This is a genomic window from Moorella sp. E306M (assembly GCF_006538385.1).
Classification (GTDB): Bacteria; Bacillota; DSM-521; order Neomoorellales; family Neomoorellaceae; genus Neomoorella.
In genome coordinates this window covers 1496593-1519344 of record NZ_BJKO01000001.1, presented here as the reverse complement: position 1 = coordinate 1519344, position 22752 = coordinate 1496593, and the positions used below count along the sequence as shown (strand labels likewise).

The following is a 22752-nucleotide window of genomic DNA, read 5'->3' as shown; positions in this document are numbered from 1 at the left end:
GGTTGCTTTAAGCCAGGGCCCAGGCTTCTTTAATGACCCTCTTGGCATTGGCCAAAATTAATTCCGATGTCTCGCCGGGAAGCAGGGGGCGCACTTCGGCACTCAAGACGGGCCTCTTTTCCGGTCCGATAAGGCCCATGTCGACCAGCAGGCGGAAATAAGCGCTGACATCTTTGGTATCGATCTCCCCGTCTTCCACACCAAAACGAGGCTGCAGGTCACCGTACAGGGGATGACGCCGGTCCTTCATAACGCAGTTGCCGATATGAAAAGCCATTAAATAATCTTTTACCAGGGGCAGGGCTTCCTCGGGCTTTTCCCTAAGCAAGGGGAAGTGGGAGAGGTCCGCCAGGAGCCCGAATTTAGGATAGCTGGGACGTAGTTCCCTAGCAATATCAAGAGCATCCTTGAAATGGCCAATCAAGGATTCTTTGTCAATGTCCCGATCAAAGATCTTTAAGGTAATGGCCGGGTCGCCCATCTCCCTGGCATATTCACAAATCTGGGCCAGGGAGTCAACAAGGAGCTTTTTAGCCTCTTCCCGCCGTTCCGGGCCGGGGTCTTTACCGGCCGGGATACGCACAGCAACAGCCCCCAAGTCGGAGGCTTCTTTAAGGCAATTGAAAACCTGCTTTACGGCCCGCTTCCTTTCCCCGGGATCGAAGGAGTTAAGATTTAATTTTTGGGAAAAGATGGCCGGCTGGCAGGCATAACAAACCTCCATGTGGGCGATCTTTAATAAATGCGCTGCCTCGGTGCGCTGTTTAATGTCCTTGATCCAGCCTACTTCCACCGCAGTAAAGAAGTCGTCTTCAGCAATGCGGCGCAGGGTTTCTACCACCGGTCCGGTACCGTGTACTACCTCGGGAAAGGCTTTAAAGTGGACGATACCCACCTTCATGAATTCATAAATGGAAGCCCTCATACTTAACCTCCCCTTAATTTACGCCATTTTCCCCACTCGCCGGAAGTGTAGATTAATTCTGGCTAACTCCTGAAAAAAAATTTATCCTAACTGGGATAACAAAAAGGCAACTTTAGCATTATCTTCTAAAACATCTGCCAGGTAAAAAGCATGATGAATATCTTTACCCACTGTAACAAAACCATGGCGCTTGAGGACGGCAGCTTTGAGGGTTGGATCCTCAAAGGCTTTAATAACCATTTCCGCAAGTTCCACTGACCCCGGCGCGGCATATTCGACAATACCTACTTTGTTAAGACCCGCTTCCGCGGCGGCTGTAACCACCGGTAGCTCGCCCCTGGCCGTCGCATAAGCCGTAGCAAAAGCCGAATGGCCGTGAACGACGGCCTGTACATCCGGGCGGGCCTTTAAAATACCCAGGTGAAAGCGGATCTCCTTGGAAGGCTTACCCTCACCTGCCAGGATATTCCCTTCTAAATCAACCAGAATAAAATCCTCGGGTCCCACATCACCAAAGGACTTACCGCTGGCTTTTATAAGGACTTGATCCGGGTGTCCCGGGACGCGGGCGCTGGTGTTGCCGCTGGTAGCCGAGGTAAGGCCGCGGGCAAAAATTTGCCTGCTGACCTCTACCATTTCATGGCGCAACCTGGTAACTGCATCTAAATCGATCATTTTTAGTTTCCTCCCAGCCTTGCTCGCGGGTACAAGCCAGGCTTTTAAAGCCAGGCTTGTACCTTGAGCCAAGGGGTTTACGCAGCTGTTATGCTCTCTCGGGGAAATCGCGGTTTTCTACTTTGAAGGGGAACTTCTTGACTTCCTCAATGAAGGCAGCCAGGTGCTCAGCTTCTTTCTCAAAGAGCTTCAGGCCTTTTTCAGGGGTGCCCCGGAAGGGATTACCAATGGTGGCATGATCGGAGTATTCATGGTGTTCCATGGGAACAATGATATTTTCGGAACCCCGGAATTTAACGGTAGGAGTACCGTCGATCTTGGAAAATTCAGGTCCCATCCACCGCGGCGCGTGGGCACGGTCATTGACCGCCCGGCTCATATCCACCAGCTCGATGTTGTAAGCCATTACCTGCGCCGTTTCCATTTCACCGGCGTGCCAGCCGGGGGTCTCCTCGGGAGGACCTTCCAGGATACCTTTAACTACCTCGCATTCCCTCTCGGTGGGCGTTTTGTACCAGGCCACAAAGGCGCCGGTATGGTAACGAAGTTTCCGCAGGAGTTCATCAATGGGTTTGGTATTGGAACCATGGTGGGATACAAAGACAATCTTGTTAGCACCGTGGAAAATCAAGCTGCGAGCAATATCATGGAGCACACGACGGAAAGTCTCGGCAGCAAGGGTGATGGTGCCGCAGCCTTCCCCGACTTCGCCCATGTGGTGGGGTGAGTAGCCAAAGGGTAACAGCGGTGTGTGGGGGACATTGGCCAGTTTAGCGGCCCGCTCGGTTACGGAAATGGTAGTAATGCTGTCCGTTCCCAGGGGTACATGGGCACCGTGCTTTTCACAGCTGCCGACCGGCACGAGAACGGTGTCGGTTTCCTTGAACCATTCCTGAGCGTCAACGAAGGAACATTCCAAGAGGTTGTGTCGTTTTGCCATTTCAGCAAACCTCCTGCCAATTATTTATTTTAATATAGAAGATTCCCTGACCTCGAGGTGGGTTGCCAGGAAGGTAACCGGCGGCACCTTCCGGCCGGCAAGGAGCTCGGCCAGTACCCTCATAGCAGTCACCCCCAGGTCATAGACCGGAACAGCTACAGTAGATAAAGTTGGAGTAATGAACGAGGCGAGGGGAATGTTATCGAAGCCAACGACGGCAACATCTTCTGGTACCTTAAGGCCCCTTTCCTGCAGGGCTTTGATTGCGCCTATGGCCATAAGATCGTTATGGGCAAAAATTGCGGTTATCTTCCCCGGGCCGCGCAATGGCAGACGACCAACGGCTTGATAACCGCTGCTAAACTCAAAGTCACCTTCCACGATCCAGCCGGATTCTATATCTACCCCTTCAGCCTCTATGGCACGGCGGTAACCCTCCAGGCGGTCCCTAGCTGTAGTCGAAACGGCAGGGCCGGTCACCGTGGCAATCCGCCGGTGGCCAAGATGCAGCAAATGCTCAACAGCTTCCTGGGCGGCCCGCACATTATCCACCTGCACTGCCGGGAGATTGGCTTTATGACGCCCAATGACCACCGTCGCCACCGAGCCCTGTTCAAAAAAGTGTTCCCGGCTGGCATCCTCTACAGCACCCCCGCCGGTAAAGATCACCCCGTCCACCCGTTTTTCCCGTAAAACACGGAGATATTCTTTCGTACGTTCCCGGGAACGGTCGGTATTGCACAGGATAACTGTATAGCCCTTTTCATGGGCTACATCCTCTACCCCCCGGACAATGCCCGGGTAATAAGGGTTGGCAATATCCGGAAGGATCAGACCGATGGTTTTTGTTTCATGCAGCTGGAGGCTGCGGGCCATGGCGTTGGGGTAAAAGCCAAGTTCTTTAATAGCTGCCAGGACGCGCTCCCTCGTCTCGGGGCTGATAGGATGCTGACTGTTGTTAAGAACACGAGAAACGGTAGTAACAGAAACCCCGGCATGCCTTGCCACATCTTTTATGGTTACCATGGCTTTCACCCCTCTCGGAAAACGTTTTCCTTGGTTATAAATTTAACATGGTTTAGCCCCTGTGTCAATAAGTAATTTTAAATCGTGAATATTTTCTTATGGTAAACGTTTCCCACTGGCATTCTATGTTATGGTAAACGTTTTCTTTTTTGTTTTTTCACTCCCCTTCATGGAAAGCCATGAAAAATACGGCAATACTTTTGCCATAATCTCCTATCATAGTAACAAAACTGCTATTCATACGCCTCTTATATACGAGGGCGGAAATTGAGACTTAAAATATCCGGATTTTCTTCCCAAAAATAAAAACTCCCCGCAGGGTAACTCAAAACTACGGGGAGTTTCAGGCGAACAATATCCCTTACAGATTTACTGGCAAAGACCGTCAGGACAAGACCTCCTATTTCAACTGCCGGGCCACAAAGCGCAGGTGTTTGCCCATTGCTCGACGTGCCGATTCCGCGGCCCCGGAAATAATGGCTTGGGCAATTTCATTGTGCTGTTCAAAAAGCACACAAGCGTTCTCCGGATCAGAGTAAAGACGGTTTCTTTTATTGGCCAGGGTCTGAGCAATGGTATCAGCAATAGTGTACATCAAACGGGAAAGGATGGGATTATGGGACATACCGGCTATGGTTAAATGAAATTTGACATCCGTGTCTTCCTGGAGAAATCCCCGGGCTAGTTCGTTGCTCATCTGCTGGATTATCTCTACCAACTTTTCTTTTTCCTCGGTCGTAGCCCGCTGCGCCGCCAGGTAAACTATCTCCCGTTCCAGTATCTGCCTGGCTTCCAGTAAATATACGGCCTGTTGTTCTTCTAGCAGCAGGGCCATGACCAGGGGCTGGACAATATCGCAGTTCTGCACCTTGCGGACAAAAGTACCTTCACCGGGTTTTACCTCCAGCACGCCCATAGTAGTCAGGGCGCGAATGGCCTCCCGGACAGATGCCCGGCTAACGCCCAGTTTCTCCGACAGCTCCCGTTCCGAGTAAAAGCGTTCCCCAGGCATCAGCTTGCCTTCACTGAGGGATTTTTTTACCTGCTCGACGATTTCTTCATAAATCTTTTTCGTTTTGATAGGCTGCAGATCCATCGGCCTTACCTCGAGGTTCTTTTTAGATTATTATTGCATTATTTCGGGCCGATGGCAATCGGTTATTTTCCCCGAACATCTGCGCCGGGCTCTGGAAGCGCTCCTGGATATTGGCCGACATATTATAGCTAAAAAAGGATTGGGACGGCCGGAAGATTATAAAAGCATCATTATCTTGTTGGGAAAAAAACGGTGTGATCCTCATGGGATTTATGCTAAAGTTCCAAGGCATGGCTGCCTATCGTAATCGCCTGGTGCACGGTTATGCCGATATTACTGCTGAAGAAATCTATAATCTCCTTGAAAGATAAGCTGGGTGATTTTGCGGAATTTGTGAACCACATACTTGACTACCTGAACAAAGATAACGTAGTTCAGAAAGGTGGGATCGATGATGACGCCAAAGATTGCTTCCGAACTCCATCCCCAGGCAATTAATTGGGAAACTTACAAAGAAGTATTCCCTGAGAAAATGTAGTTAATTGGAGGCTTCCTTTGTGGCGGTCCCTCAGATCATGATGCCAGGGAGAAACTTTTATGGGCACTCTTGATTAATGTTGGCCTGGAGCGAGTGGTAAAGCTGGCGCCAAAGGAAAAATGGGAAGCAGTCCTACGGGAGATGACCCGTCATGCCTGGTAGCATTGCCGCCCGGCTGGCGTCGGCTGTCATAGTCTGCCTGACCGCCGCTTTACAAGGAATCCCACTCTCATCTTGGCGAAGTCAATCTATCGTTACCCCTGGGCAGGTGCTTAATCACCTATTATCTCATACACCAGCGGCTGGGGGACCGGCGGCTCTGGTGCCAGGGTATAGGCCGCCAGGAATCTCTCCCGGGCCGCCTCCAGGTTCAACCGGTCGTTGACGTGGAAGACAGCCAGGAGCTCGCCGGCGCTAACATAATCTCCCCGGCGTTTTTTGAGCTCAATACCAACAGCCAGGTCTATAGGGCTTTCCTTGGTGACCCGCCCGGCTCCCAGGAGCATGGCCGCCTCGCCCACCAGGCGGGCCTGGACGGCGCTGATGTAACCGCCGGCCGGGGAGGATATAGTTACCTGTTCCCCGGCTTGCGGCAGGAGTTGCGGATTGTCTACCACCTCCGGGTCGCCGCCCTGGGCGACGATAAACTGCCGGAATTTGGCCAGCGCACCACCGGCGTTTAGGAGATCTTCCAGACGCCGGCGGGCCTCGCCTTCGCTGCCGGCCGCACCGGCAAGCAAAAGCATCTGGCTGCCCAGGGTAAGGCAGACCTCCCGCAGTTCTTTTGGCCCGCCGTCGTGGAGGACCGCTAAAGCCTCCTTTACCTCCAGGGCGTTGCCCACCATCATTCCCAGAGGTTCGTCCATATTGGTAATAACCGCCACCGTACGCCGGCCCACCTCCCGACCCAGGGCCACCATGGTCCGGGCCAGTTCTCGGGCCGAAGCCAGGTCGGGCATAAAGGCCCCGCTGCCAACCTTAACATCGAGAACTATGGCATCGGCACCAGCGGCGATTTTTTTGCTCATGACGCTGCTGGCGATGAGGGGGATGCTTTCCACCGTGGCCGTAACATCCCGCAGGGCATAGAGCTTGCCGTCAGCCGGCACCAGGTTACCTGTCTGGGCGGTGATGGCCAGCCCGATTTCCTTCACCTGCCGGACCATATCCTCCCTGGATAGCTGCACTCGGAAGCCGGGAATGGCCTCCAGCTTGTCAATGGTGCCGCCGGTGTGGCCCAGGCCGCGGCCGGACATCTTGACCACCGGTACCCCGGCTGCCGCTACCAATGGCGCCAGGACCAGGGTTGTGGTATCGGCTACGCCGCCGGTGCTGTGCTTGTCGACCTTGACACCGGGGATGGAACTCCAATCAATTCTCTCCCCCGAGGCTACCATGGCCCGGGTCAGGGCGGCCGTCTCATCCTGGTTCAGGCCGCGGAAGTAGACAGCCATAAGAAAGGCCGCTATCTGGTAATCGGGAATCGTACCGGCCGTATAACCCTGAATCATGGCCTCAATTTCTGCCGGTGTCAGGGCCTGGCCCTCCCGCTTGCGGCGGATTAAGTCAAGCATCTGCATAATTATATAAACCTCCCGCAAACAATCGATTTTTTCTCACCCGCCGGCAACAAAAAAGCCCCTCAAAAACTGCTGGCGGCCCGCCAGGTGGAAATACAAGGAAATACTCTTGCAAGCATTATACCTCGCCGGTTTATCCGGGGCAAGAGTAGCTCCTCATCTAAAACTAAAGGTCATATCCCCAGGTATAACCTGGAAGATATGACCTTTTTGTTATCCATTATGGTCCCACCCAAGATTAAATGCCTTTTTGTTAACCTCCAAAAACCGAGCCGGCACCGAAGCGGCCAGGGCTTCTTCCCAGGCCTCCCGGCCGATGGGCAGCTGCCTGGCCAGGGCGCCCATGAGGACCATATTGACGGCCTTCACGTTCCCGGCCTGGCGGGCCAGCTCCAGGGCGTCGATGACCAGCATGTTTTTAACCAGCTTTTCCATCTCAGCCACCAACCCGGCCGGGTAAGCCGCCGCTCCAGTAAGGACGGGTAAAGGCGGGAGTTCTTGATTATTCACGATGAGCTGCCCCCCGTCCTTCAGGTAGTAGAGCCAGCGCCGGGCCTCCAGCTTTTCAAAGGCCACCAGGAAGTCAGCCGTACCGGGAGCCATCACGGGAGAATATACCCGGGGACCGAAACGGACCTGGGTCACTACGCTGCCGCCCCTCTGGGCCATACCGTGGATGTCGGAAACCTTGACCTCGCCCCCCAAGGAAACCGCCGCCCGGGACAGGACGCGGCCGGCAAGGATCGTCCCCTGGCCGCCGACGCCGACCAGCAGTACATTAACCACGCCATTATTCATTACCTTCACCTGCTTTCCTTATAGCCTCTGCCGGGCAAACCTGAGTGCAGAGGCCACAGCCGTTGCACTGGATCGGGTCAATGACGGCCTGCTCCCCGTTGAAGGATAGGGCCGGGCAGCCCAGTTCCAGGCAGTAACGGCAGCCCAGGCAGTTTTCCTTATCTACTATATAAACTGCTTCTTTCTCTTTATGCAAAAGGGCGCAGGGACGGCGGGCAATAATTACCGAAGGTCCGGCTGCCGCCGTTTCTTCGCGGATAGCCCTTTCAACCGCCTCCAGATCGTAGCTATCGACCACCTGCACCCGCTGCACCCCCAGGGCCCGGGCGATTTGCTCCAGATCGGCCTTGGGAGCCTGCCGGTGGGCGGCGGTATAACCGGTACCGGGGTGATCCTGGTGCCCCGTCATGGCCGTGGTGCCATTGTCTAAAATAATCAAGGTGCCGTTGCTGCCGTTATAAACCATGTCCAGGAGGCCGGTCATACCTGAGTGCAGGAAGGTGGAATCGCCGATAACCCCTACCACCCGGCGGGCAAACTCCGGACCCCTGGCCTTCTCCATGCCCATGGCCACACCCAGGCTGGCCCCCATGCAGATACAGGTATCCATGGCCTGCAGGGGCGGCGTCGCCCCCAGGGTGTAGCAGCCGATGTCGCCAGCTACCACCAGCCCGAGTTTCTTCAGGACGTAAAAGACGCCGCGGTGGGGACAGCCGGGGCACATGAGGGGCGGGCGGCCGGGAAGTTCTGCAGCTGCCTTCGCCGCCGCTTCCGGGGCTCTTGCTGGCTGGGCCAGTGCCGGCGAAACCAGTTCCGGGGCCAGGGCTGCTACCCGAGAACCCACGGTGTGGGCGACGATAGCGCTGCTCAATTCATCTACCCTTGGCACCAGTTCCTTGCCAGCTACGGGCAGGCCCCAGGCGCGGATTTGATCTTCAAGGAAGGGTTCCAGCTCTTCCACCACATAACAGGTCTCAACAGCATTGACAAAATCGCGGATCAACTTCTCCGGCAGGGGATAAGTCAACCCCAACTTCAGTACCGAAACCCCGGGCAGGGCTTCCTTAACGTACTGGTAGGCAATACCGCTACTAATAACACCCACGCGCCGGTCGGCCCATTCCACCCGGTTCAGGGGTGTAGTCTCCGCATAGGCCGCCAGTTTGAGACGCCTTTCTTCCACCACCAGGTGGCGTGCCCTGCCGTAGGCCGGCAGCATGACATATTTGGAAGGTTGCTTTAGATAATCTTTCAGGGGCACTTCCCGGCGTTCGCCCAGCTCCACCAGGCTGTAAGAATGGGCAATACGGGTGGTCAGACGTAAAATTACCGGGGTATCAAATTCTTCACTTAAGCTAAAAGCGAGCATAGTCATATCCTTAACTTCCTGGCTGTCGGCCGGCTCCAGGCAGGGTATCTGGGCTATACGGGCGTAAAAACGGTTGTCCTGCTCGTTCTGGGAGCTAAAAAGGCCGGGGTCATCGGCCGACACCAGCACCAGACCGGCATTGACACCGGTATAGGCCAGGGTCATCAGCGGATCGGCGGCGACGTTAACGCCAACGTGCTTCATGGCCGCCAGGGCCCTGGCACCCCCGATGGCCGCGCCAATGGCGACCTCCAGGGCTACTTTCTCGTTCGGGGACCACTCTGCATATACTTCCGGGTACCCGGCCAGGGCTTCGATTATTTCCGTGCTCGGTGTCCCCGGGTAAGCAGCGGCTACCCGCAGCCCTGCTTCCCAGGCGCCCCTGGCCAGGGCATGATTACCAATCAATAATTCCCGCACACTTTCACCTCTCCCACCTTCAGGCCCATTGTGAGTAATGCGGGCCGCAATACTTTTATTCTAACTTAATAACCGCCCTGAGTCACTACCCGGCCTTAAAAGAAACCCCGGGACGTGACCAGAATAAAATAAAAACCCGTTTCTACGGGTTTTCTAGCTAACGGTTCCCTGGCCGGTGCTTGATATTTATTTATTTCGACCGCAAGTCAATCACCCGCCGGGCCTTGCCTTCGCTGCGGGGAATGCTGTGGGGCTCCACCAGGCGCACCCGCGCCTTTAGCTGTAGTACTGTATGCAGGCGCTCGGCAACTTTTTCTTCCAGTTCCTCCAGCTGCCGATAGCGATCGCTGAAAAACTCCGGGTCTACTTCTACCTGAATTTCCAGCTCATCCAGGTAATTGCGCCGACTGACTATAAGCTGGTAGTGGGGAGCTACTCCTTCAATTTCCATGAGGACGCTCTCCACCTGGGAGGGAAAGACGTTGACCCCCCGGATAATGAGCATATCATCGGTGCGGCCGGTAATTTTGGCCAGGCGCGCCGTGGTACGACCGCAGCGGCAGGGTTCAAAATTTAAACAAGATATATCCCGGGTGCGGTAACGCAGCACCGGCAGGGCTTCCTTGGTCAGGGTAGTAATAACCACCTCGCCCTTGACTCCCGGCGGACAGGGTTCCCCGGTAACCGGGTCAAGGATCTCCACCAGGAAGTGGTCTTCGGCCACGTGCTGGCCGTCCTGGTACTCGCACTCGCCGGAGACGCCCGGTCCCATGACTTCCGACAGGCCGTAGTTATCTGTGGCCAGCATCCCCCAGCGCCGCTCGATTTCTTTGAGCATTTCCCGGCTGGAGGCCTCGCCGCCAAACAGGCCCAGCCGCACGGGGAGTTCCCGCGGGTCCACACCTTCTTCTTCCGCCACCTCAGCCAGGTGCAGGACATAGGACGGCGTGCCCACCAGGACGGTGGTACCAAAGTCCCGCATTAACATAATATGCCGTTTGGAGTTGCCGGCTGAAGCCGGTACCACCGTGGCTCCTACCCGTTCCAGGCCGTAGTGCAGGCCAAAACCGCCGGTGAAAAGGCCGTAGCCGAACACAACCTGAACGACATCGTCAGCAGTGACGCCGGCGAGAGTCACCATCCGCGCCACCAGGTCCGTCCAGATTTCCAGGTCGCGGCGGGTATAGCCCACTACAATGGGCTTCCCGGTGGTGCCGGAAGAAGCATGGAGGCGGACCACTTCCCTCAGGGGCACAGCAAAGAGGCCATAGGGATAATTCTGGCGAAAATCCTCCTTGGTAGTCATAGGCAGCAGGCGGACATCCGCCAGGGTGCGGATATCCGATGGCCGGATACCTTTAGCATCCATAGCCTGGCGGTAAAAAGGCACCCGCTCGTAGACCCTGGCTACCGTTTCCTGGAGCCGGGCCAACTGCAAAGCCTCCATCTCCGCCCGAGAACGACACTCATTTGCCAAATCCCAGATCATCAGACACCAGTCCTTTAGTTGTTACTGTACTCACCCTGCCGGGGCCGAAAACCCTGGCTAAATGCTCCCGGGAAAAGGTCGGGGTCACAAGGCTCACCACGGGTACCACACCCAGGGGAATAAGCATCGCCAGGGAGCCAATGGTGGGGATGATGCCGCCGTCAAGGTGGTAATAAAAAGCTAACCCTAGTGATATAATAAGTCCGCTCAAAAGTCCCGCCCAGGCTCCGGCTTTAGTGGTACGGGGCCAGTACAGGCCGTACAGGTAGGGTGCCAGAAAGGCGCCGGACACCGTACCCCAGGACAGGGACATGAGGACCAGGATAATAGTGGGTTTTAAGGCAATGTATACCGACAACCCGATAAAAAAGACGCACAAAAAACGCAGCAGGGCCATGACAGCGCGCCGGGGAACTTGGGGCGCCGCCCCCTGGACCAGGTCAATGGCCACGGCCGAACTGGAGACCAGCACGAGCGACGCCAGGGTAGACATGGAAGCCGCCAGCACCAGCATGAGCAGGAGCAACCCCACCCAGGCCGGCAAGTACTGGTCGATAATCTGGGGCATAATCAGGTCCGGGTTGGGCTGGCCATTAAGGAGCGGCATCTGGTTGTTAAAGAAAAGGCGGCCGAAGGCGCCGGTAAAGTAGGCGCCGGTGGCGATGATCAGGGCAAAAAAGGTCGAGACCACCGTCGCCGCCCGGATGGAACGTTCATCCTTTATGGCATAAAACTTCTGCACCATCTGGGGCAGGCCCCAGGGGCCAAGGCTGGTAAGGACTACCAGGGATAAAAGGGCAAACCAGTTGGGGCCCAGCGGGGAAACCAGACTGGGATTTATGGCTGCCAGGCGGCTGATGCCGGTGACCAGGCCACCCACCGGCGGCGCGATAATGACATAATATATAAGGATAAAGACGCCGGCAATCATAATCAAGCCCTGGATGAAATCAGTCAGGGTGACGGCGATATAACCACCCAGGACCAGGTAGACGGCCGTCAGGGCGGCCATAATGATGAGGGCGCTGGCAAAGTCAATCTGGAAGACCTGTTCAAAGAGGTAACTCAAACCCATATATACTGAGGCGGAATAGGGAACAAGGAAAATAAATATTAACAGCCCCCCTACCGTCCGCAGGGCCGGGCTCTCATAACGCGCTGCCAGGAACTCGGGCATGGTCATCGCATTCAGGCGCACCGTCATTTCCCGGGTCGGCCGCGCCAGGACCTTCCAGGCCAGGAAACTGCCGATAAAGGCGTTGCCGATGACGATCCATAAATCGGAGAGGCCGAAACCCCAGCCTACCTTACCGGCGTAGCCAATAAAAATAACGGCGGAGAAGTAGGTCGTCCCGTAGGCAAAGGCCGATATCCAGGGGCCCACGGTCCGGTTGCCCAGGAAAAATCCGCCGACATCCCGCGATTTCTTCAAGCTGTAAAAGCCGATAACGATAAGTGCTGCAAAATATAAGCCCAAAATAAAAAACTTCATCCTGCCTTCCTCCCGTCCTGCCTTGAAGTCTAATGGTTTTTTTATTCCACACCAAAGGACAGAATCCTGCCGGCCAGTTAAGTTTCTTGTGCTTTTACGCAGAAGGCATACGCCATCATTGATTACCATCCTGCATTGGCTTTTAGCATCTCAATTTCAATATGCTGGCGACCAAATTCTCCTGCTAAAACATTTAAACGCCTCTCCATTTTTTGATGTTGAGTTGTATTTTCGGCACGCAGGTTTGCTATCTCTTCTTTTACCGCCGCCATCTCCGTTTTCAACTCGACTACATCTGCTTTTACGGCTGCCATCTCCGTTTTCAACTCGGCTACATCTGCTTTTACGGCTGCCATCTCCGCCTTTAACTCGGCTACATCTGCCTTGAGCGATACTATTTCACCCTGAACTGCGCCCACTTCCTGTCTCAAATCTCTGACGGCATTAGCGGCCCATTGCATTTTTTCATTAAGACAATCAACGCCTTTCTCCAGCGCTGACAAGCGCCTTTCAAAGGCCTCTTCAAAAGCCTTTTGTCCTTCCATGCTGGCTTTAACCATCGCCTGGATATTTTCCAGCATCAAAAGGACTTTTTGTTCCTCCACCTTTTACCCCTCCCATAAAATCTTATCATGGCAGCTAAAGCCAGGCAAGAAAAAATGCACCCTGTCCTGGGTGCGAAGATATTATTTGCTTAATGCTGCCCGTACCTCCCGGGGACCTGGTAGTTCGAGGAGCCTCCGCACCAGTTCCCGGGCCTCGTGGTAAGCAATCTTATTTACAGCCTCTTTCATTGGTGGTATAAAAACAGGGCTCATGCTTATTTCATCCAGTCCAAGGCCAACAAGCAGGGGGGCGGCCTGAATTTCACTTGCCAGTTCACCGCACAAACCCACCCATTTGCCGTAACGGTGGGCCGCCTTAACGGTGACATCTATCAACCGCAGCACGGCAGGGTGACAGGCATCATACATCCCGGCCACCCTTTCATTACCCCGGTCTACCGCCAGGGTATACTGGGCAAGGTCGTTGGTGCCAATGCTAAAAAAGTCTACTTCCCGGGCCAGGACGTCCGCCATCAGGGCGGCTGCAGGAACCTCGATCATAATGCCTGTTTCTACGTGGCTAACGGTCAACCCGTTGGCCTCCAGTTCCATCCGGGCTTCTGCCATAATCTTTTTAGCCTGTCGTATCTCCTCCAGGGTGGTCACCATGGGGAACATAATCTTCAGGTTGCCGTAACTGGCAGCCCGGAGGAGGGCCTTCAACTGGGTCTTGAAAAGTTCTTGCCGGGTCAGACAAAGCCGCAACCCCCTTAAGCCCAGGAAGGGATTTTCTTCGTGGCCGGGGTTAAGATAGGGCAAGGGCTTATCGCCGCCAACATCCAGGGTGCGGACCACCACCGGTTTCCCCTGGAAGGCGGCCACTACCTCTTTGTATGCTTGCAATTGTTCTTCTTCTCCAGGCGGTTCCTCCCGGTTCATAAAGAGAAATTCGGTACGAAATAATCCCACGCCCCCGGCACCATGCTCCAGGGCGATTTTTACTTCCGCAGCGTTCCTGATATTAGCCGCCACTTCAATGTGCCGGCCATCCCTCGTCCTGGCCGGCCCGGCATATTTGCTATCGCGCCGGCCTGCTTCCAGTACCGCCTTTTTCTTTTTATATTCCTCTAAAAGCTCGCTGCCGGGGTTTAAGTAAACCACCCCGGCACTACCGTCGATAATGGCCAGTTCACCGTCTCTGACCCGGTTCATTAGCCCCTGAACACCCAGGACGGCAGGTATCCCCAGGGCCCTGGCCACAATTGCCGTATGACTGGTAGGCCCTCCTATCTCCGTGGCAATCCCGGCTACAGTATTCCGGGTAAAATTAGCCGTAAGGGAAGGAGTAAGTTCCCTGGCTACGACGATTGAACCTGCTTTCAGCTCCAGGGCCCGGCGTGACCCCACCGCAAGATTGTCCAGAAGCCTGGCGGCCACATCCCTGATGTCCGCAGCCCTTTCCCGGAACAGGTCGTCGTCCAGGACGGCAAAGCTGCTGGCTATGGCTTCGGCTATTTCCTCTACCGCCCGGGCGGCCTTTTTTTTCTCAACCTTAATTTTTTCCTTTACGCTGGCAATAAAAGTGGGATCGGTAAGCATCAGGATATGGGCGTTGAAAATGCCGGCCTCTGCCTCACCGATTTCTTGCCTTGTTCTGGCCGCCAGCTCTTCCAGGTCTCTTTTGGCCCGGCCAATGGCTTCTTCCAGCCGCGCCAGCTCGGCCTGGATTTCCTCCGGCCCATGTAAAAGCTGGCTATTGTCAGTTTCTTCTTCCCTGGATTTCAGTTCTATCAGATACACCGGCCCAATACCTATTCCCGGCGCAGCGGCAATTCCTTTCAACATACGGCCATCTCCTTTTAAGCATTAAGCAGTTACCCCGCTAGCTTGCTTCGCCCAGGCCTGCCTGCACCAGTTCCACCAGGGTAACCAGAGCCTGGTCGGCATCTTCCCCTTCGGCGCGGATAACCAGTTCGGTACCACATTTGGCTCCCAGTCCCATAACCGCTAGGATGCTTTTACCGTTTGCCTCTTTACCGTCACGCTGCAAGATAATGTCTGCTGTAAAGCCATTCGCCGCTTGGACGAATATTGCTGCCGGTCTGGCGTGTAAGCCGGAAGGATTCTTAAGGATAACCCTTGCCTCTGGCATAAAGTCATCTCCCTGTTCACGGCTTTTAATATCTCCCCAGTTCCGCCGCCGTCCGGTACATAGCCACAATGCTTTCCGGAGCTACATCCGGCCCGATATGGTTGGCGGGCGCCAGGATATAGCCGCCGCCGGGAGCCAGCTCCTGCAAGCGCTTTTTAACCTCTTCCACCGCTGCCTCCGGGCCGGAAGGCAGGGCCTGCTGGATGTCAATGCCGCCTATAAAAGCAATATCCTTACCAAATTCCTGCTTAACGGCCGCCAGGTCCATGCCTACACCCGGTTGTAAGGGGTGCAACAGTTCAATGCCGGCTTCAATATAGCTGGGTATGAAGGGAGTAATAAACCCGTCGCTGTGGGCCAGGACATAAGTACCGGGCGACTTGCTTTTTACTAAATCCACCAGCTTCATGTACCAGGGCTGGAAGTATTTTTTAAACAGGTCCGGGGAAATAATCGGGCCGGCCTGGGAGCCGTAATCGTCACCAGGCAGTTCCAGGATATCAATATATCCCCCTACTTCATCCAGGTATACTTCCATTAAACCATAAATCGTATTGCCGATGTGATCAACCAGGCACCGGGCCAGGGCTTCATCCAGCAACATGTCAACCATGAACTGTTCGGTGCCGCGTAATTGCCCTGCTTGCTCGAGGAAGCCATAAGAACAAACCGAACGAGCCACTACCGCCAAACCGGCCTCCTGATAGGCCCGCGCCCGTTTCCCGGTCCCGGGAGCAGGCCGGTAATCGCGGGGATCAGGCCAGGGATAGTTTTCAATGTCTTTAATTGTAGCTCCGGCCAGGGTCGGCTGGGCATGGGAAAACCCGTTTACCTTTTCTAAAGTAAGCCCCCAGCCGTTCACGGCTCTAGTACCATTCAGGCGTACCAGATCAGGTGTTGGTTGATAAACATAACGAAAATCTATCCCCAGGGCGGCCTGTACCCTTTCGTCCAGGTAGTTACCTGTCTTAAACCCATCCTGGCGAAACGGCGGCCAGTCACTGGGTAAATCTAGATATTCAAGGAGCCTACGGTAAGCGTGATCATGGATATTGTAAGCGCTACCGCCCAAAGCCAGAGGTACCCGGTCTGGTTCTTCGTGTTTTAAGGCTTTAATAACCCTTTCCCTGCTGTTCATACAGCTGCACTCCCCATATCTTCCGGCTTCATGGTAGAGATCCCTTCGCGGCCCCAGTCCTGAACCCGGTCAACTAAACTCGCCAATGTTGCCCCTTTGCGATGGATAAATAATTCCAGCAACATCGGCAGGTTAACACCAGTTACCACGGCCCTGTTGCTCGAAGTAACCATCTCCAGGGCTATATTAGCCGGGCTACCCCCTGCGACATCCACCAGGAGTAAAACTCCGTCACCTTGATCCAGCGCCGTAGCCAGTTCCCGGGCCTTTTCACGAAAGGCATCAATCTGGTCGCCTGGATTTAAGGCCAGGGCCCGGACCTGTTCCTGGGGACCTAAAAGCATTGTTACTACATCCAGTACAGCCTCGCCGAGTTTCCCATGAGTCAATAATAATATGCCAACCAAAACATAATCCTCCCAGTTGAAGTCGGATTGATGGGGCCTGGAGTTTGCCTCCAAGCCCCAGGTAAGATAAGTTAAAAGATTTTCAGTAAAGAACCAACGAAACCTACCACGATGGTAAAGCCAAGCAACTTCATAATCGACCAGTTGCGAAATTGATGCAGGTACCACACCAGCCCTACCCATAAAAGGGGTAAAAACTTGGGCATCATGCCGTCTAGGATGGATTGCAGGGTAGTCGCCTTTTGCTGTAAAGTCCACTGGATAGGAGTGGAAAGGGAAACAAAGGTGGCACTTAAAGCTCCTACTACAACGAGGCCTAAAATATTAAGGCTCCGGGTCACCCGCTCAATAGTCTGGGGAGTCAGAAATTCCGAATCTAAGACATTTACTCCCAGGCGATAACCGAGATTGACTCCGGTGGACATCATATACCAGGTCAGAGCAATCCAGGCGATGGTATAGATTACGGGTCCCAGGATATTGCCCTGTAAGGCCATGCTCATGGCAAAACTTAACAGAATGGCATTGACGGCGCTGGCCCAAAGGGAATCTCCGATAGCGGCGAAAGGCCCCATAAGACCACTCTTAATGGCATTAATAGTATCATCGGCTATTTCCTCGCCAGTAGCCTTCTGGCGTTCGATGGCTGCTATGGCGCCAATAATAGGACTGCCGATGGTCATCTCGGTATTGAAGAATACCATGTGTCTTTTCAGCGCCGCACCTAGTTCCTCTCTACCTGGATAAAGCTTTTTTAGAACGGGCAGCAGGCTCCACGCAAAGGCAATATGCTGCATGCGTTCCCAGTTCCAGGCTGAAGTATTGAAGAAAAGCCAGCGTAACGTAACTGCGCGGAGGTCCTTCTTCGTAATTTCAGGTACAGCTTTGGCCGGTTGTTCCTGCATTTTTATGCCTCCCTCTGGCTGGTTTCGCTGGTATAAATCAAATTAATCAGGGCCAGCGCCACCCCTGCTACTGATACAGGTAAAATAGGCAGTTCCAAAGCAGCCACGGCCAGGAAACCCAGGAGGAAAAAGGCCATATACCGGTTGTCTTTATTTAACATTTTGAGCAGGACGGCCATACCTAGGGCAGGAAGCATACCACCGATAACGGTTAAGGCTTTAGTTAGCCAGTCCGGAATGTAGGCTACCAGGTTATTGGCAATTGGTGCCCCGTAGTAAATAACCAGGAAGGCCGGTACAAAGCGCAGGATAAAAGCCAAAATCTGAGGGGCACCCATTAACATAAAAGTAAGGCCGGGAATATTAGCCTTTTCAGCATACCGATCGGCAGCGTGGGCGAAAAACACCCCCACCGTGGCAAAGAACTGCCAGGTAAAGGTACCTACCAGCCCCAGGGGTACAGCCAGGGTAACGGCAACCTCAGGTGACACTTTAGTTAACATGGCTAAAGCCGTGCCGACATAGCCGGCAAAATTCAAATCAGCCGCCATTGCCCCGCCGGGAGTAACAGCACCAATATACAAGGCATTAATAGTAGCACCAATCATCATACCGGTAGGCAGGTCTCCTAAAATTAATCCAACTATGGTACCGGCAATCAGGGGACGCCCAAAAACATACCAGCCTATAGGCTGACCTCCCAGCCAGGGGGTGGCAATCCATCCCAGGTAGCCGGCAAAGGCAATAGCTGCCGCCTGCCATAATTCCATCTTTAACCCTCCTTCATACCTTTACTACCTTTTCCCATGTAAAACGGGTATCACCCGGAACAGTCTGAAAATATACTTCATAACCCATTGCTTTAATTTCTTTTAGCGCTGCCAGGCCGCTGGCATCCAGGTAAACGTTAGGAGTAATTTTGGTCCTCTCCGGCGTCTTGCCGGCATTGCCCATATTAATCTCCCGAGGAAACACGTTATTGTTATCCACCCTGGCAATAAGCCTCTGAGCTACCTCCGGCGTCTTGACAATGAGCATGACCCGGTTAGCCTCGTCACTCTGGGCTAAAGCCTGGCTGGCTGCTTCCACATCATAGACACTCACCGGTATTCCCGGCGGCGCCGCCATTTTTAAAACTTTAGTCAGCACAGGGTTACGAGCACTGGTATCATCGACAACCATAATACTTTTGGCTTTAACATGGCATACCCAGGCCGTAACTACCTGGCCATGAATCAAGCGTTCATCGATCCGGAATAAAACTACCGCACTCAAACCTCCAAACACCTCCTTTCCGTTGTATCTCGAGAACTCCTTTCCTCTTTACCTAACACCTCCGTAAAGAAATTTTTATTAACGTAACAATTCCTTAACGTTGCAAGTTTCATGCCAGCCTTCAGAGTATCCAGGCCGGGAATAAGTGTTTAAAACACAAGGAAACACAAAAACCCCCACGGCAAACAACCAGCCGGGGTTACAGGCCCCGGCCTCATTGTCCAGCCCGGCTCAAGTCTCCTGTAGAAATTGGACCATAAAGGCTATCTCACCGGTAGGAATAGTTATATTAAAATTCTTTTCCAGGCCGGCCAGGGCTTCGGCCACTGCCAGCCATTCCCGCGGGTAGCGTCTTTTTATCTCCTCTTCCCCCGGCCAGGAACTGCCCTGTTCGCCGGCCTGCAGCCTTTCTACCAGGCAACTCAAATGGACGATCAGATTAATTTTATGGTGCGGCAACAACCGGCGCCCAAGGCTCTGGCTGAGTTGCCGGGTGATTTGTGAACAAAGATCTAGCATTTTGCCAGGCTCCAAAAAACGCAGGTACTGGGCCAGGACCGCCTCCAATTCCTGAGGTGTAATATCCTGCTCTCTAGCTGGTAACTGCAATAGTTCCTGCAAACGCCGGCGGCCCTGCCCCAGCAGCCATTCCTCCAGGGAAATAAAGGGTACATCCGGGATTTTCAGGTCAACGCTACCGATCACGGCTACCAGTTTCCCTTTTCCTTTTAGAGCTTGCCATCCCATCCCGCTGTCGGTTACCTGGCCGTTCATATTAACCGTAACAATATTTATCTCCTCCCTATCCCCCAGCCATTCCCGGATCATGGACTTGATCCGGCGGGCCGCCCCTTCCCCTGTCAGGCAGGTAGCAACGATGATTTTATTCCCCTGCCCTTCCAGGGGCCAATATTCTTCCAGGTAATGATACTTTCCTATTTCTGTTACCAGTTCATGCAGGGGAAACCTGCTGGCTTTACGCACAGCCTCGATAACCATCGCCGTCGTGACATTATCCAGAACGTGAATTTTAAGACCCGTCCGTTTCGCAATTATTTCACCCCAAGAAATTAAAGGCTCCATATCTACTAGCAGGAGTACACCACTTCCTCTATCAGCCTGGCGGACCACCCTGGTGGCTTCAATCAGCCACTGCTGCGGTTCGCCCTCCAGGGGTACATCCAGGGCCAGGGCCGCACTGGTACCTACCAGTTTATTGGCTACTTCCGCCATGCTGGTAGCCGTACGGCTGCCGTGGGCCATGACAACGACTCCCACCGGTTCCCATGCCGGTTCTTTTCCCTCCCTGCCTGCCCGGAACAACATGGCCAGAAATCCCGCTTCATCCGGGGGGAGGACAAGGTTTAATCTCTTTTCAATTAAAGCCATGATTTTCCGGGCGACTTCTATCTCCCGGGGGTATTCCTTGGCAATCTCTTCCAAGTAGGGGTTGATAATTTCCTGCCCGGTCTTTAACCGCTGCCGGCAGACGTTGAGATGCAGGGCCAGGGCCAGGAAAGTACTGGTGTCGACCTGCCCCGGCAAGTCTTCCCTGGCTATTTTAATGGCCTCCTGGGCCAGGGCGATGATATCCTGGCCAACCAGGCGCGCCAGCCGTAACCTGGCATTTTTCCAATCCTGGACCGTCTCTTTCAGGTAGCGGTGATAATATTCTTCTAGGGCCTGCCGGGCCCGCTTCCATTGAACTTCATTGTTTATACTCTCAACCCCGTTAGCTTCCCTTTCTTTCTCCAGTAAAGTATAAAGGTCTGGTACCTGGCAAGCCGCGGTAACCCCGGCTTCATCAGGTTCAATATACCATTCCTCTTCCAGGACCAGCCCGGCCAGTTCCTGGAGGTAGTTATCTCCAGCAGCAGAGCGTGGCTGAACATGGGGCGGCAGGCTGGCCGCTGTAATAACTACTTCCCTGGTCCCCTTGCTGGTGGCATCCAGGAAGGCACGGGCACAGGTTAAACGGATATCGTTAAATAGCTGGCCAATATTTCCCGGGCAATCATAGAGGAGCAGGGCGCGGATGGCATCAGCAGTAACCTTTAAAGGCCGGCCAATCTGCCGGCTTTCACCCGCCAATAGTTGCTTTAGAAGCAATAACCTTTCGGCCAGGGGGCGCTCGGCCAGGGGCGGGATATTGATCACTACCGGAAAACGCCGGTAAAAGGTGGCCAGTAAGGAAGAATGGGGGTCGGCGGTGGTGGCGCCGATAACCAGGGTGGTGCAGGAACGGTAGCTCCCGGTTTCTCCTAATCGCCGGTACTGGCCGTTATCCATTAAATAAAAGAGCATTTCCTGGCCTTCCGGGGGTAGGCGGTGGATCTCATCCAGGAAGAGGATACTCTTGTGGGCGGCATCTACCAGGCCGGGCTTTTCCTGGGCAGCCCCCGTAAAGGCGCCTTTAACATGGCCGAAGAGCTGGCTCATGAGCAGCTGGGGATTGTGGGCATAATCGGCGCAGTTGAAAGAGACCAGCTGGGCCTGGCCGGTAACTCGCCCCAAAGTTTGGGCGTACCTGAACATAGTCCGAGCAAAAAGGGTTTTACCGCTGCCGGTAGGGCCGATAAGGAGGGTATGCAGGCCGTGGGGCGGGTAAAGGAGGGCGGCCCGGGCCTGCTCCACGGCTACCTTGAGGCTTGAATTCCAGCCCAATAGACTGGTAAAAGGATTCATTTCGATTTCCTGGACTGCCATCCTTCCGGTATCTTCCCTGCCATTTCTGGCCTTACTCTCTTCCCAGTATTGCCTGGTGACAAACCTTACCGGCCGGCCGGGAAATTTAACCACCAGCCCTTCCTTGACCAGGTAATTAAGGTCGCCGCTGGCATTGCTGCGGGTTATGCCTGCCTCCCGGGCCACTTCTTGCGCCGTAAAGCCAATTTCCAGTTGACCTGCCGGCGCTTTTTCCCGGCAGAGCCTGTCCAGGGCTAACAATACTTTTTTCTTGCGTTCCATTATCCCCCGCTCCTCACTCTAAAACACTTTAAAACACTATTATAATGTATAATGTAGCTTATTTTCAGGCTGAGAGCAAGAACATTTTGAAATAAACGGGAGAACTCAAATAAGGAAAAGTCACTGGTAAACTTTCACATCCCCGTAAAAAATGGTATAATTACAGTGGTGAAAAGTTGAAAGAGACCTAAAAGATTATCCTCAAGCTGGGGAAAGGGCAGGAGATACCCGTTGAGGTTACCGGCTTTCTTAAAAAAGTATTTTTGGGATGTGTCTTTTGACAGCCTGGACAGCCGGGATGAGTCCTATTTTATCCTCGAGCGGTTGTTGGAATATGGGGATACTAGAGCCATCCGGTGGGTTATGAGACAGTACAGGGATGAAGAGCTCCTGGAAGTAATCAAGACGAGCCCTAGATTGTCCGCTAAAACCGGCAATTTCTGGCGCTGTTACTACCATTTGCAGGAGGATGACCTCAGGTGTTTACGTCCACCCTCCCACCGCAGGGACAAGGTGCATTGGAATTACTAAGTTCTGCCGGTATACTGCAGGACTTTTACCTGGCCGGCGGCACGGCCCTGGCCTTACACCTGGGACATCGCCTTTCGGAAGACCTGGATTTCTTTTCGCCATCTCCTGTAGATACTTTAATGCTTAAACAAAGGCTCGATGAGTTGGACGACTTTCAGTTACTGGGGGAAAGGTGGGGCACCCTGCACGGGATTTTCCGGGGAATTAAAGTTAGTTTTCTGTATTACCGGTATCCCCTTCTCTTTCCCCTTGCTAAGTTCAGGGGTTGCCCGGTGGCATCCCCTGAAGATATTGCCCCGATGAAAATAGAAGCCATCGCCTCGCGGGGCAGCAGAAAGGACTTTTATGACCTGTATTTTATTGCCCGGGAAATTGCCGACGTGCGCCAGTGCCTGGAATTTTACCGGCGTAAGTTTGCGTCTTAAACCCCATGAGGAGGAACTGGCCAGAAGCCTGCAGAGAGAATCCGCTAAAGTTTGGAACACCGTCATGACCATCCACCGCTTATTCTGGTTTAAATACGGCATCTGGATAGACGAAGCCA

23 protein-coding genes are annotated in these 22752 nt (G+C 53.9%); 4 read left to right on the top strand and 19 right to left on the bottom strand.

The features are described 5' to 3' along the window. Nucleotides 1-7 precede the first annotated feature (7 nt). The 5 genes from FLZ89_RS08035 to FLZ89_RS08015 form a co-directional block, all read right to left on the bottom strand. Nucleotides 8-925 (bottom strand): sugar phosphate isomerase/epimerase family protein, encoded by a 918-nt coding sequence (locus FLZ89_RS08035; RefSeq protein ID WP_141263088.1) that lies wholly within the window; start codon nucleotides 923-925, stop codon nucleotides 8-10. An 81-nt stretch (nucleotides 926-1006) separates the two neighbouring features. Beyond that, nucleotides 1007-1600, bottom strand: a complete 594-nt coding sequence (locus FLZ89_RS08030; RefSeq protein ID WP_141304750.1) for a class II aldolase/adducin family protein — start codon at nucleotides 1598-1600, stop codon at nucleotides 1007-1009. A gap of 88 nt (nucleotides 1601-1688) precedes the next feature. Further along, the gene (locus tag FLZ89_RS08025; RefSeq protein ID WP_141263091.1) at nucleotides 1689-2540 is read right to left on the bottom strand and encodes a creatininase family protein; all 852 of its coding nucleotides are present in this window, start codon (nucleotides 2538-2540) and stop codon (nucleotides 1689-1691) included. A 24-nt stretch (nucleotides 2541-2564) separates the two neighbouring features. After that, on the bottom strand, nucleotides 2565-3566 hold the full coding sequence (locus tag FLZ89_RS08020; RefSeq protein WP_141263092.1) for a LacI family DNA-binding transcriptional regulator: 1002 nt from the start codon (nucleotides 3564-3566) through the stop codon (nucleotides 2565-2567). 400 nt (nucleotides 3567-3966) lie between these two features. Then, on the bottom strand, nucleotides 3967-4662 hold the full coding sequence (locus tag FLZ89_RS08015) for a FadR/GntR family transcriptional regulator (protein ID WP_141263094.1): 696 nt from the start codon (nucleotides 4660-4662) through the stop codon (nucleotides 3967-3969). Here FLZ89_RS08015 and FLZ89_RS16560 point away from each other — a divergent pair. Further along, nucleotides 4643-4909: a HepT-like ribonuclease domain-containing protein gene (locus tag FLZ89_RS16560; protein WP_373995605.1), complete on the top strand. Its 267-nt coding sequence runs from the start codon at nucleotides 4643-4645 to the stop codon at nucleotides 4907-4909. The two genes, FLZ89_RS08015 and FLZ89_RS16560, sit on opposite strands and share 20 nt — an antisense overlap. Next, nucleotides 4866-4973, top strand: a complete 108-nt coding sequence (locus FLZ89_RS08010) for a HepT-like ribonuclease domain-containing protein (RefSeq protein ID WP_141263095.1) — start codon at nucleotides 4866-4868, stop codon at nucleotides 4971-4973. The genes FLZ89_RS16560 and FLZ89_RS08010 overlap by 44 nt, the downstream gene beginning before the upstream one ends. A 439-nt stretch (nucleotides 4974-5412) precedes the next feature. On the opposite strand, the gene FLZ89_RS08005 is transcribed toward FLZ89_RS08010, so the two are convergent. The 14 genes from FLZ89_RS08005 to FLZ89_RS07940 form a co-directional block, all read right to left on the bottom strand. Beyond that, entirely contained in the window at nucleotides 5413-6720 is a 1308-nt protein-coding gene (locus FLZ89_RS08005; RefSeq protein ID WP_141263097.1) for a pyrimidine-nucleoside phosphorylase, read from the bottom strand. A gap of 213 nt (nucleotides 6721-6933) precedes the next feature. Further along, the gene (locus tag FLZ89_RS08000) at nucleotides 6934-7518 is read right to left on the bottom strand and encodes an indolepyruvate oxidoreductase subunit beta (RefSeq protein ID WP_141263099.1); all 585 of its coding nucleotides are present in this window, start codon (nucleotides 7516-7518) and stop codon (nucleotides 6934-6936) included. Then, the gene (gene iorA, locus FLZ89_RS07995; RefSeq protein WP_172613503.1) at nucleotides 7511-9307 is read right to left on the bottom strand and encodes an indolepyruvate ferredoxin oxidoreductase subunit alpha; all 1797 of its coding nucleotides are present in this window, start codon (nucleotides 9305-9307) and stop codon (nucleotides 7511-7513) included. Before iorA ends, FLZ89_RS08000 begins: the two co-directional genes overlap by 8 nt. 190 nt (nucleotides 9308-9497) lie before the next feature. Continuing rightward, a complete protein-coding gene (locus FLZ89_RS07990; protein WP_141263102.1) occupies nucleotides 9498-10796 on the bottom strand; it encodes a phenylacetate--CoA ligase family protein in 1299 nt (432 codons plus the stop codon). Continuing rightward, on the bottom strand, nucleotides 10774-12288 hold the full coding sequence (locus FLZ89_RS07985) for a sodium:solute symporter family transporter (RefSeq protein WP_141263104.1): 1515 nt from the start codon (nucleotides 12286-12288) through the stop codon (nucleotides 10774-10776). Before FLZ89_RS07985 ends, FLZ89_RS07990 begins: the two co-directional genes overlap by 23 nt. Before the next feature lie 122 nt (nucleotides 12289-12410). Next, nucleotides 12411-12893 (bottom strand): hypothetical protein, encoded by a 483-nt coding sequence (locus FLZ89_RS07980; protein ID WP_141263106.1) that lies wholly within the window; start codon nucleotides 12891-12893, stop codon nucleotides 12411-12413. 81 nt (nucleotides 12894-12974) lie between these two features. Then, entirely contained in the window at nucleotides 12975-14678 is a 1704-nt protein-coding gene (gene ptsP, locus FLZ89_RS07975; protein WP_141263108.1) for a phosphoenolpyruvate--protein phosphotransferase, read from the bottom strand. A gap of 37 nt (nucleotides 14679-14715) precedes the next feature. Then, entirely contained in the window at nucleotides 14716-14985 is a 270-nt protein-coding gene (locus FLZ89_RS07970; protein ID WP_141263110.1) for an HPr family phosphocarrier protein, read from the bottom strand. Nucleotides 14986-15010: 25 nt separating this feature from the next. Next, entirely contained in the window at nucleotides 15011-16123 is a 1113-nt protein-coding gene (locus FLZ89_RS07965) for a uroporphyrinogen decarboxylase family protein (protein WP_141263112.1), read from the bottom strand. Next, nucleotides 16120-16530: a PTS sugar transporter subunit IIA gene (locus FLZ89_RS07960; protein ID WP_062280391.1), complete on the bottom strand. Its 411-nt coding sequence runs from the start codon at nucleotides 16528-16530 to the stop codon at nucleotides 16120-16122. Before FLZ89_RS07960 ends, FLZ89_RS07965 begins: the two co-directional genes overlap by 4 nt. A 71-nt stretch (nucleotides 16531-16601) precedes the next feature. After that, nucleotides 16602-17435: a PTS system mannose/fructose/sorbose family transporter subunit IID gene (locus FLZ89_RS07955; protein WP_141263116.1), complete on the bottom strand. Its 834-nt coding sequence runs from the start codon at nucleotides 17433-17435 to the stop codon at nucleotides 16602-16604. A gap of 2 nt (nucleotides 17436-17437) precedes the next feature. Beyond that, nucleotides 17438-18205, bottom strand: a complete 768-nt coding sequence (locus tag FLZ89_RS07950; RefSeq protein WP_141263118.1) for a PTS mannose/fructose/sorbose/N-acetylgalactosamine transporter subunit IIC — start codon at nucleotides 18203-18205, stop codon at nucleotides 17438-17440. Nucleotides 18206-18218: 13 nt separating this feature from the next. After that, nucleotides 18219-18710 (bottom strand): PTS sugar transporter subunit IIB, encoded by a 492-nt coding sequence (locus tag FLZ89_RS07945; RefSeq protein WP_172613502.1) that lies wholly within the window; start codon nucleotides 18708-18710, stop codon nucleotides 18219-18221. 231 nt (nucleotides 18711-18941) lie between these two features. After that, on the bottom strand, nucleotides 18942-21677 hold the full coding sequence (locus tag FLZ89_RS07940; protein ID WP_141263121.1) for a sigma 54-interacting transcriptional regulator: 2736 nt from the start codon (nucleotides 21675-21677) through the stop codon (nucleotides 18942-18944). Between the two features lie 231 nt (nucleotides 21678-21908). On the opposite strand from FLZ89_RS07940, the gene FLZ89_RS16555 reads away from it, so the two are divergent. Together FLZ89_RS16555 and FLZ89_RS07935 are read left to right on the top strand one after the other, a co-directional pair. Beyond that, nucleotides 21909-22208 (top strand): DUF6922 domain-containing protein, encoded by a 300-nt coding sequence (locus tag FLZ89_RS16555; RefSeq protein ID WP_373995604.1) that lies wholly within the window; start codon nucleotides 21909-21911, stop codon nucleotides 22206-22208. After that, nucleotides 22157-22633, top strand: a complete 477-nt coding sequence (locus FLZ89_RS07935; protein ID WP_141263123.1) for a nucleotidyl transferase AbiEii/AbiGii toxin family protein — start codon at nucleotides 22157-22159, stop codon at nucleotides 22631-22633. The genes FLZ89_RS16555 and FLZ89_RS07935 overlap by 52 nt, the downstream gene beginning before the upstream one ends. Nucleotides 22634-22752 lie beyond the last annotated feature (119 nt).

What these genes read in the sequence shown, in the direction of transcription:
- FLZ89_RS08035 (WP_141263088.1), bottom strand. Translation starts at nt 925, where the DNA reads ATGAGGGCTTCCATTTATGAATTCATGAAGGTGGGTATCGTCCACTTT.
- FLZ89_RS08030 (WP_141304750.1), bottom strand. Translation starts at nt 1,600, where the DNA reads ATGATCGATTTAGATGCAGTTACCAGGTTGCGCCATGAAATGGTAGAG.
- FLZ89_RS08025 (WP_141263091.1), bottom strand. Translation starts at nt 2,540, where the DNA reads ATGGCAAAACGACACAACCTCTTGGAATGTTCCTTCGTTGACGCTCAG.
- FLZ89_RS08020 (WP_141263092.1), bottom strand. Translation starts at nt 3,566, where the DNA reads ATGGTAACCATAAAAGATGTGGCAAGGCATGCCGGGGTTTCTGTTACT.
- FLZ89_RS08015 (WP_141263094.1), bottom strand. Translation starts at nt 4,662, where the DNA reads ATGGATCTGCAGCCTATCAAAACGAAAAAGATTTATGAAGAAATCGTC.
- FLZ89_RS08010 (WP_141263095.1), top strand. Translation starts at nt 4,866, where the DNA reads ATGGGATTTATGCTAAAGTTCCAAGGCATGGCTGCCTATCGTAATCGC.
- FLZ89_RS08005 (WP_141263097.1), bottom strand. Translation starts at nt 6,720, where the DNA reads ATGCAGATGCTTGACTTAATCCGCCGCAAGCGGGAGGGCCAGGCCCTG.
- FLZ89_RS08000 (WP_141263099.1), bottom strand. Translation starts at nt 7,518, where the DNA reads ATGAATAATGGCGTGGTTAATGTACTGCTGGTCGGCGTCGGCGGCCAG.
- FLZ89_RS07990 (WP_141263102.1), bottom strand. Translation starts at nt 10,796, where the DNA reads ATGATCTGGGATTTGGCAAATGAGTGTCGTTCTCGGGCGGAGATGGAG.
- FLZ89_RS07985 (WP_141263104.1), bottom strand. Translation starts at nt 12,288, where the DNA reads ATGAAGTTTTTTATTTTGGGCTTATATTTTGCAGCACTTATCGTTATC.
- ptsP (WP_141263108.1), bottom strand. Translation starts at nt 14,678, where the DNA reads ATGTTGAAAGGAATTGCCGCTGCGCCGGGAATAGGTATTGGGCCGGTG.
- FLZ89_RS07970 (WP_141263110.1), bottom strand. Translation starts at nt 14,985, where the DNA reads ATGCCAGAGGCAAGGGTTATCCTTAAGAATCCTTCCGGCTTACACGCC.
- FLZ89_RS07965 (WP_141263112.1), bottom strand. Translation starts at nt 16,123, where the DNA reads ATGAACAGCAGGGAAAGGGTTATTAAAGCCTTAAAACACGAAGAACCA.
- FLZ89_RS07955 (WP_141263116.1), bottom strand. Translation starts at nt 17,435, where the DNA reads ATGCAGGAACAACCGGCCAAAGCTGTACCTGAAATTACGAAGAAGGAC.
- FLZ89_RS07950 (WP_141263118.1), bottom strand. Translation starts at nt 18,205, where the DNA reads ATGGAATTATGGCAGGCGGCAGCTATTGCCTTTGCCGGCTACCTGGGA.
- FLZ89_RS07940 (WP_141263121.1), bottom strand. Translation starts at nt 21,677, where the DNA reads ATGGAACGCAAGAAAAAAGTATTGTTAGCCCTGGACAGGCTCTGCCGG.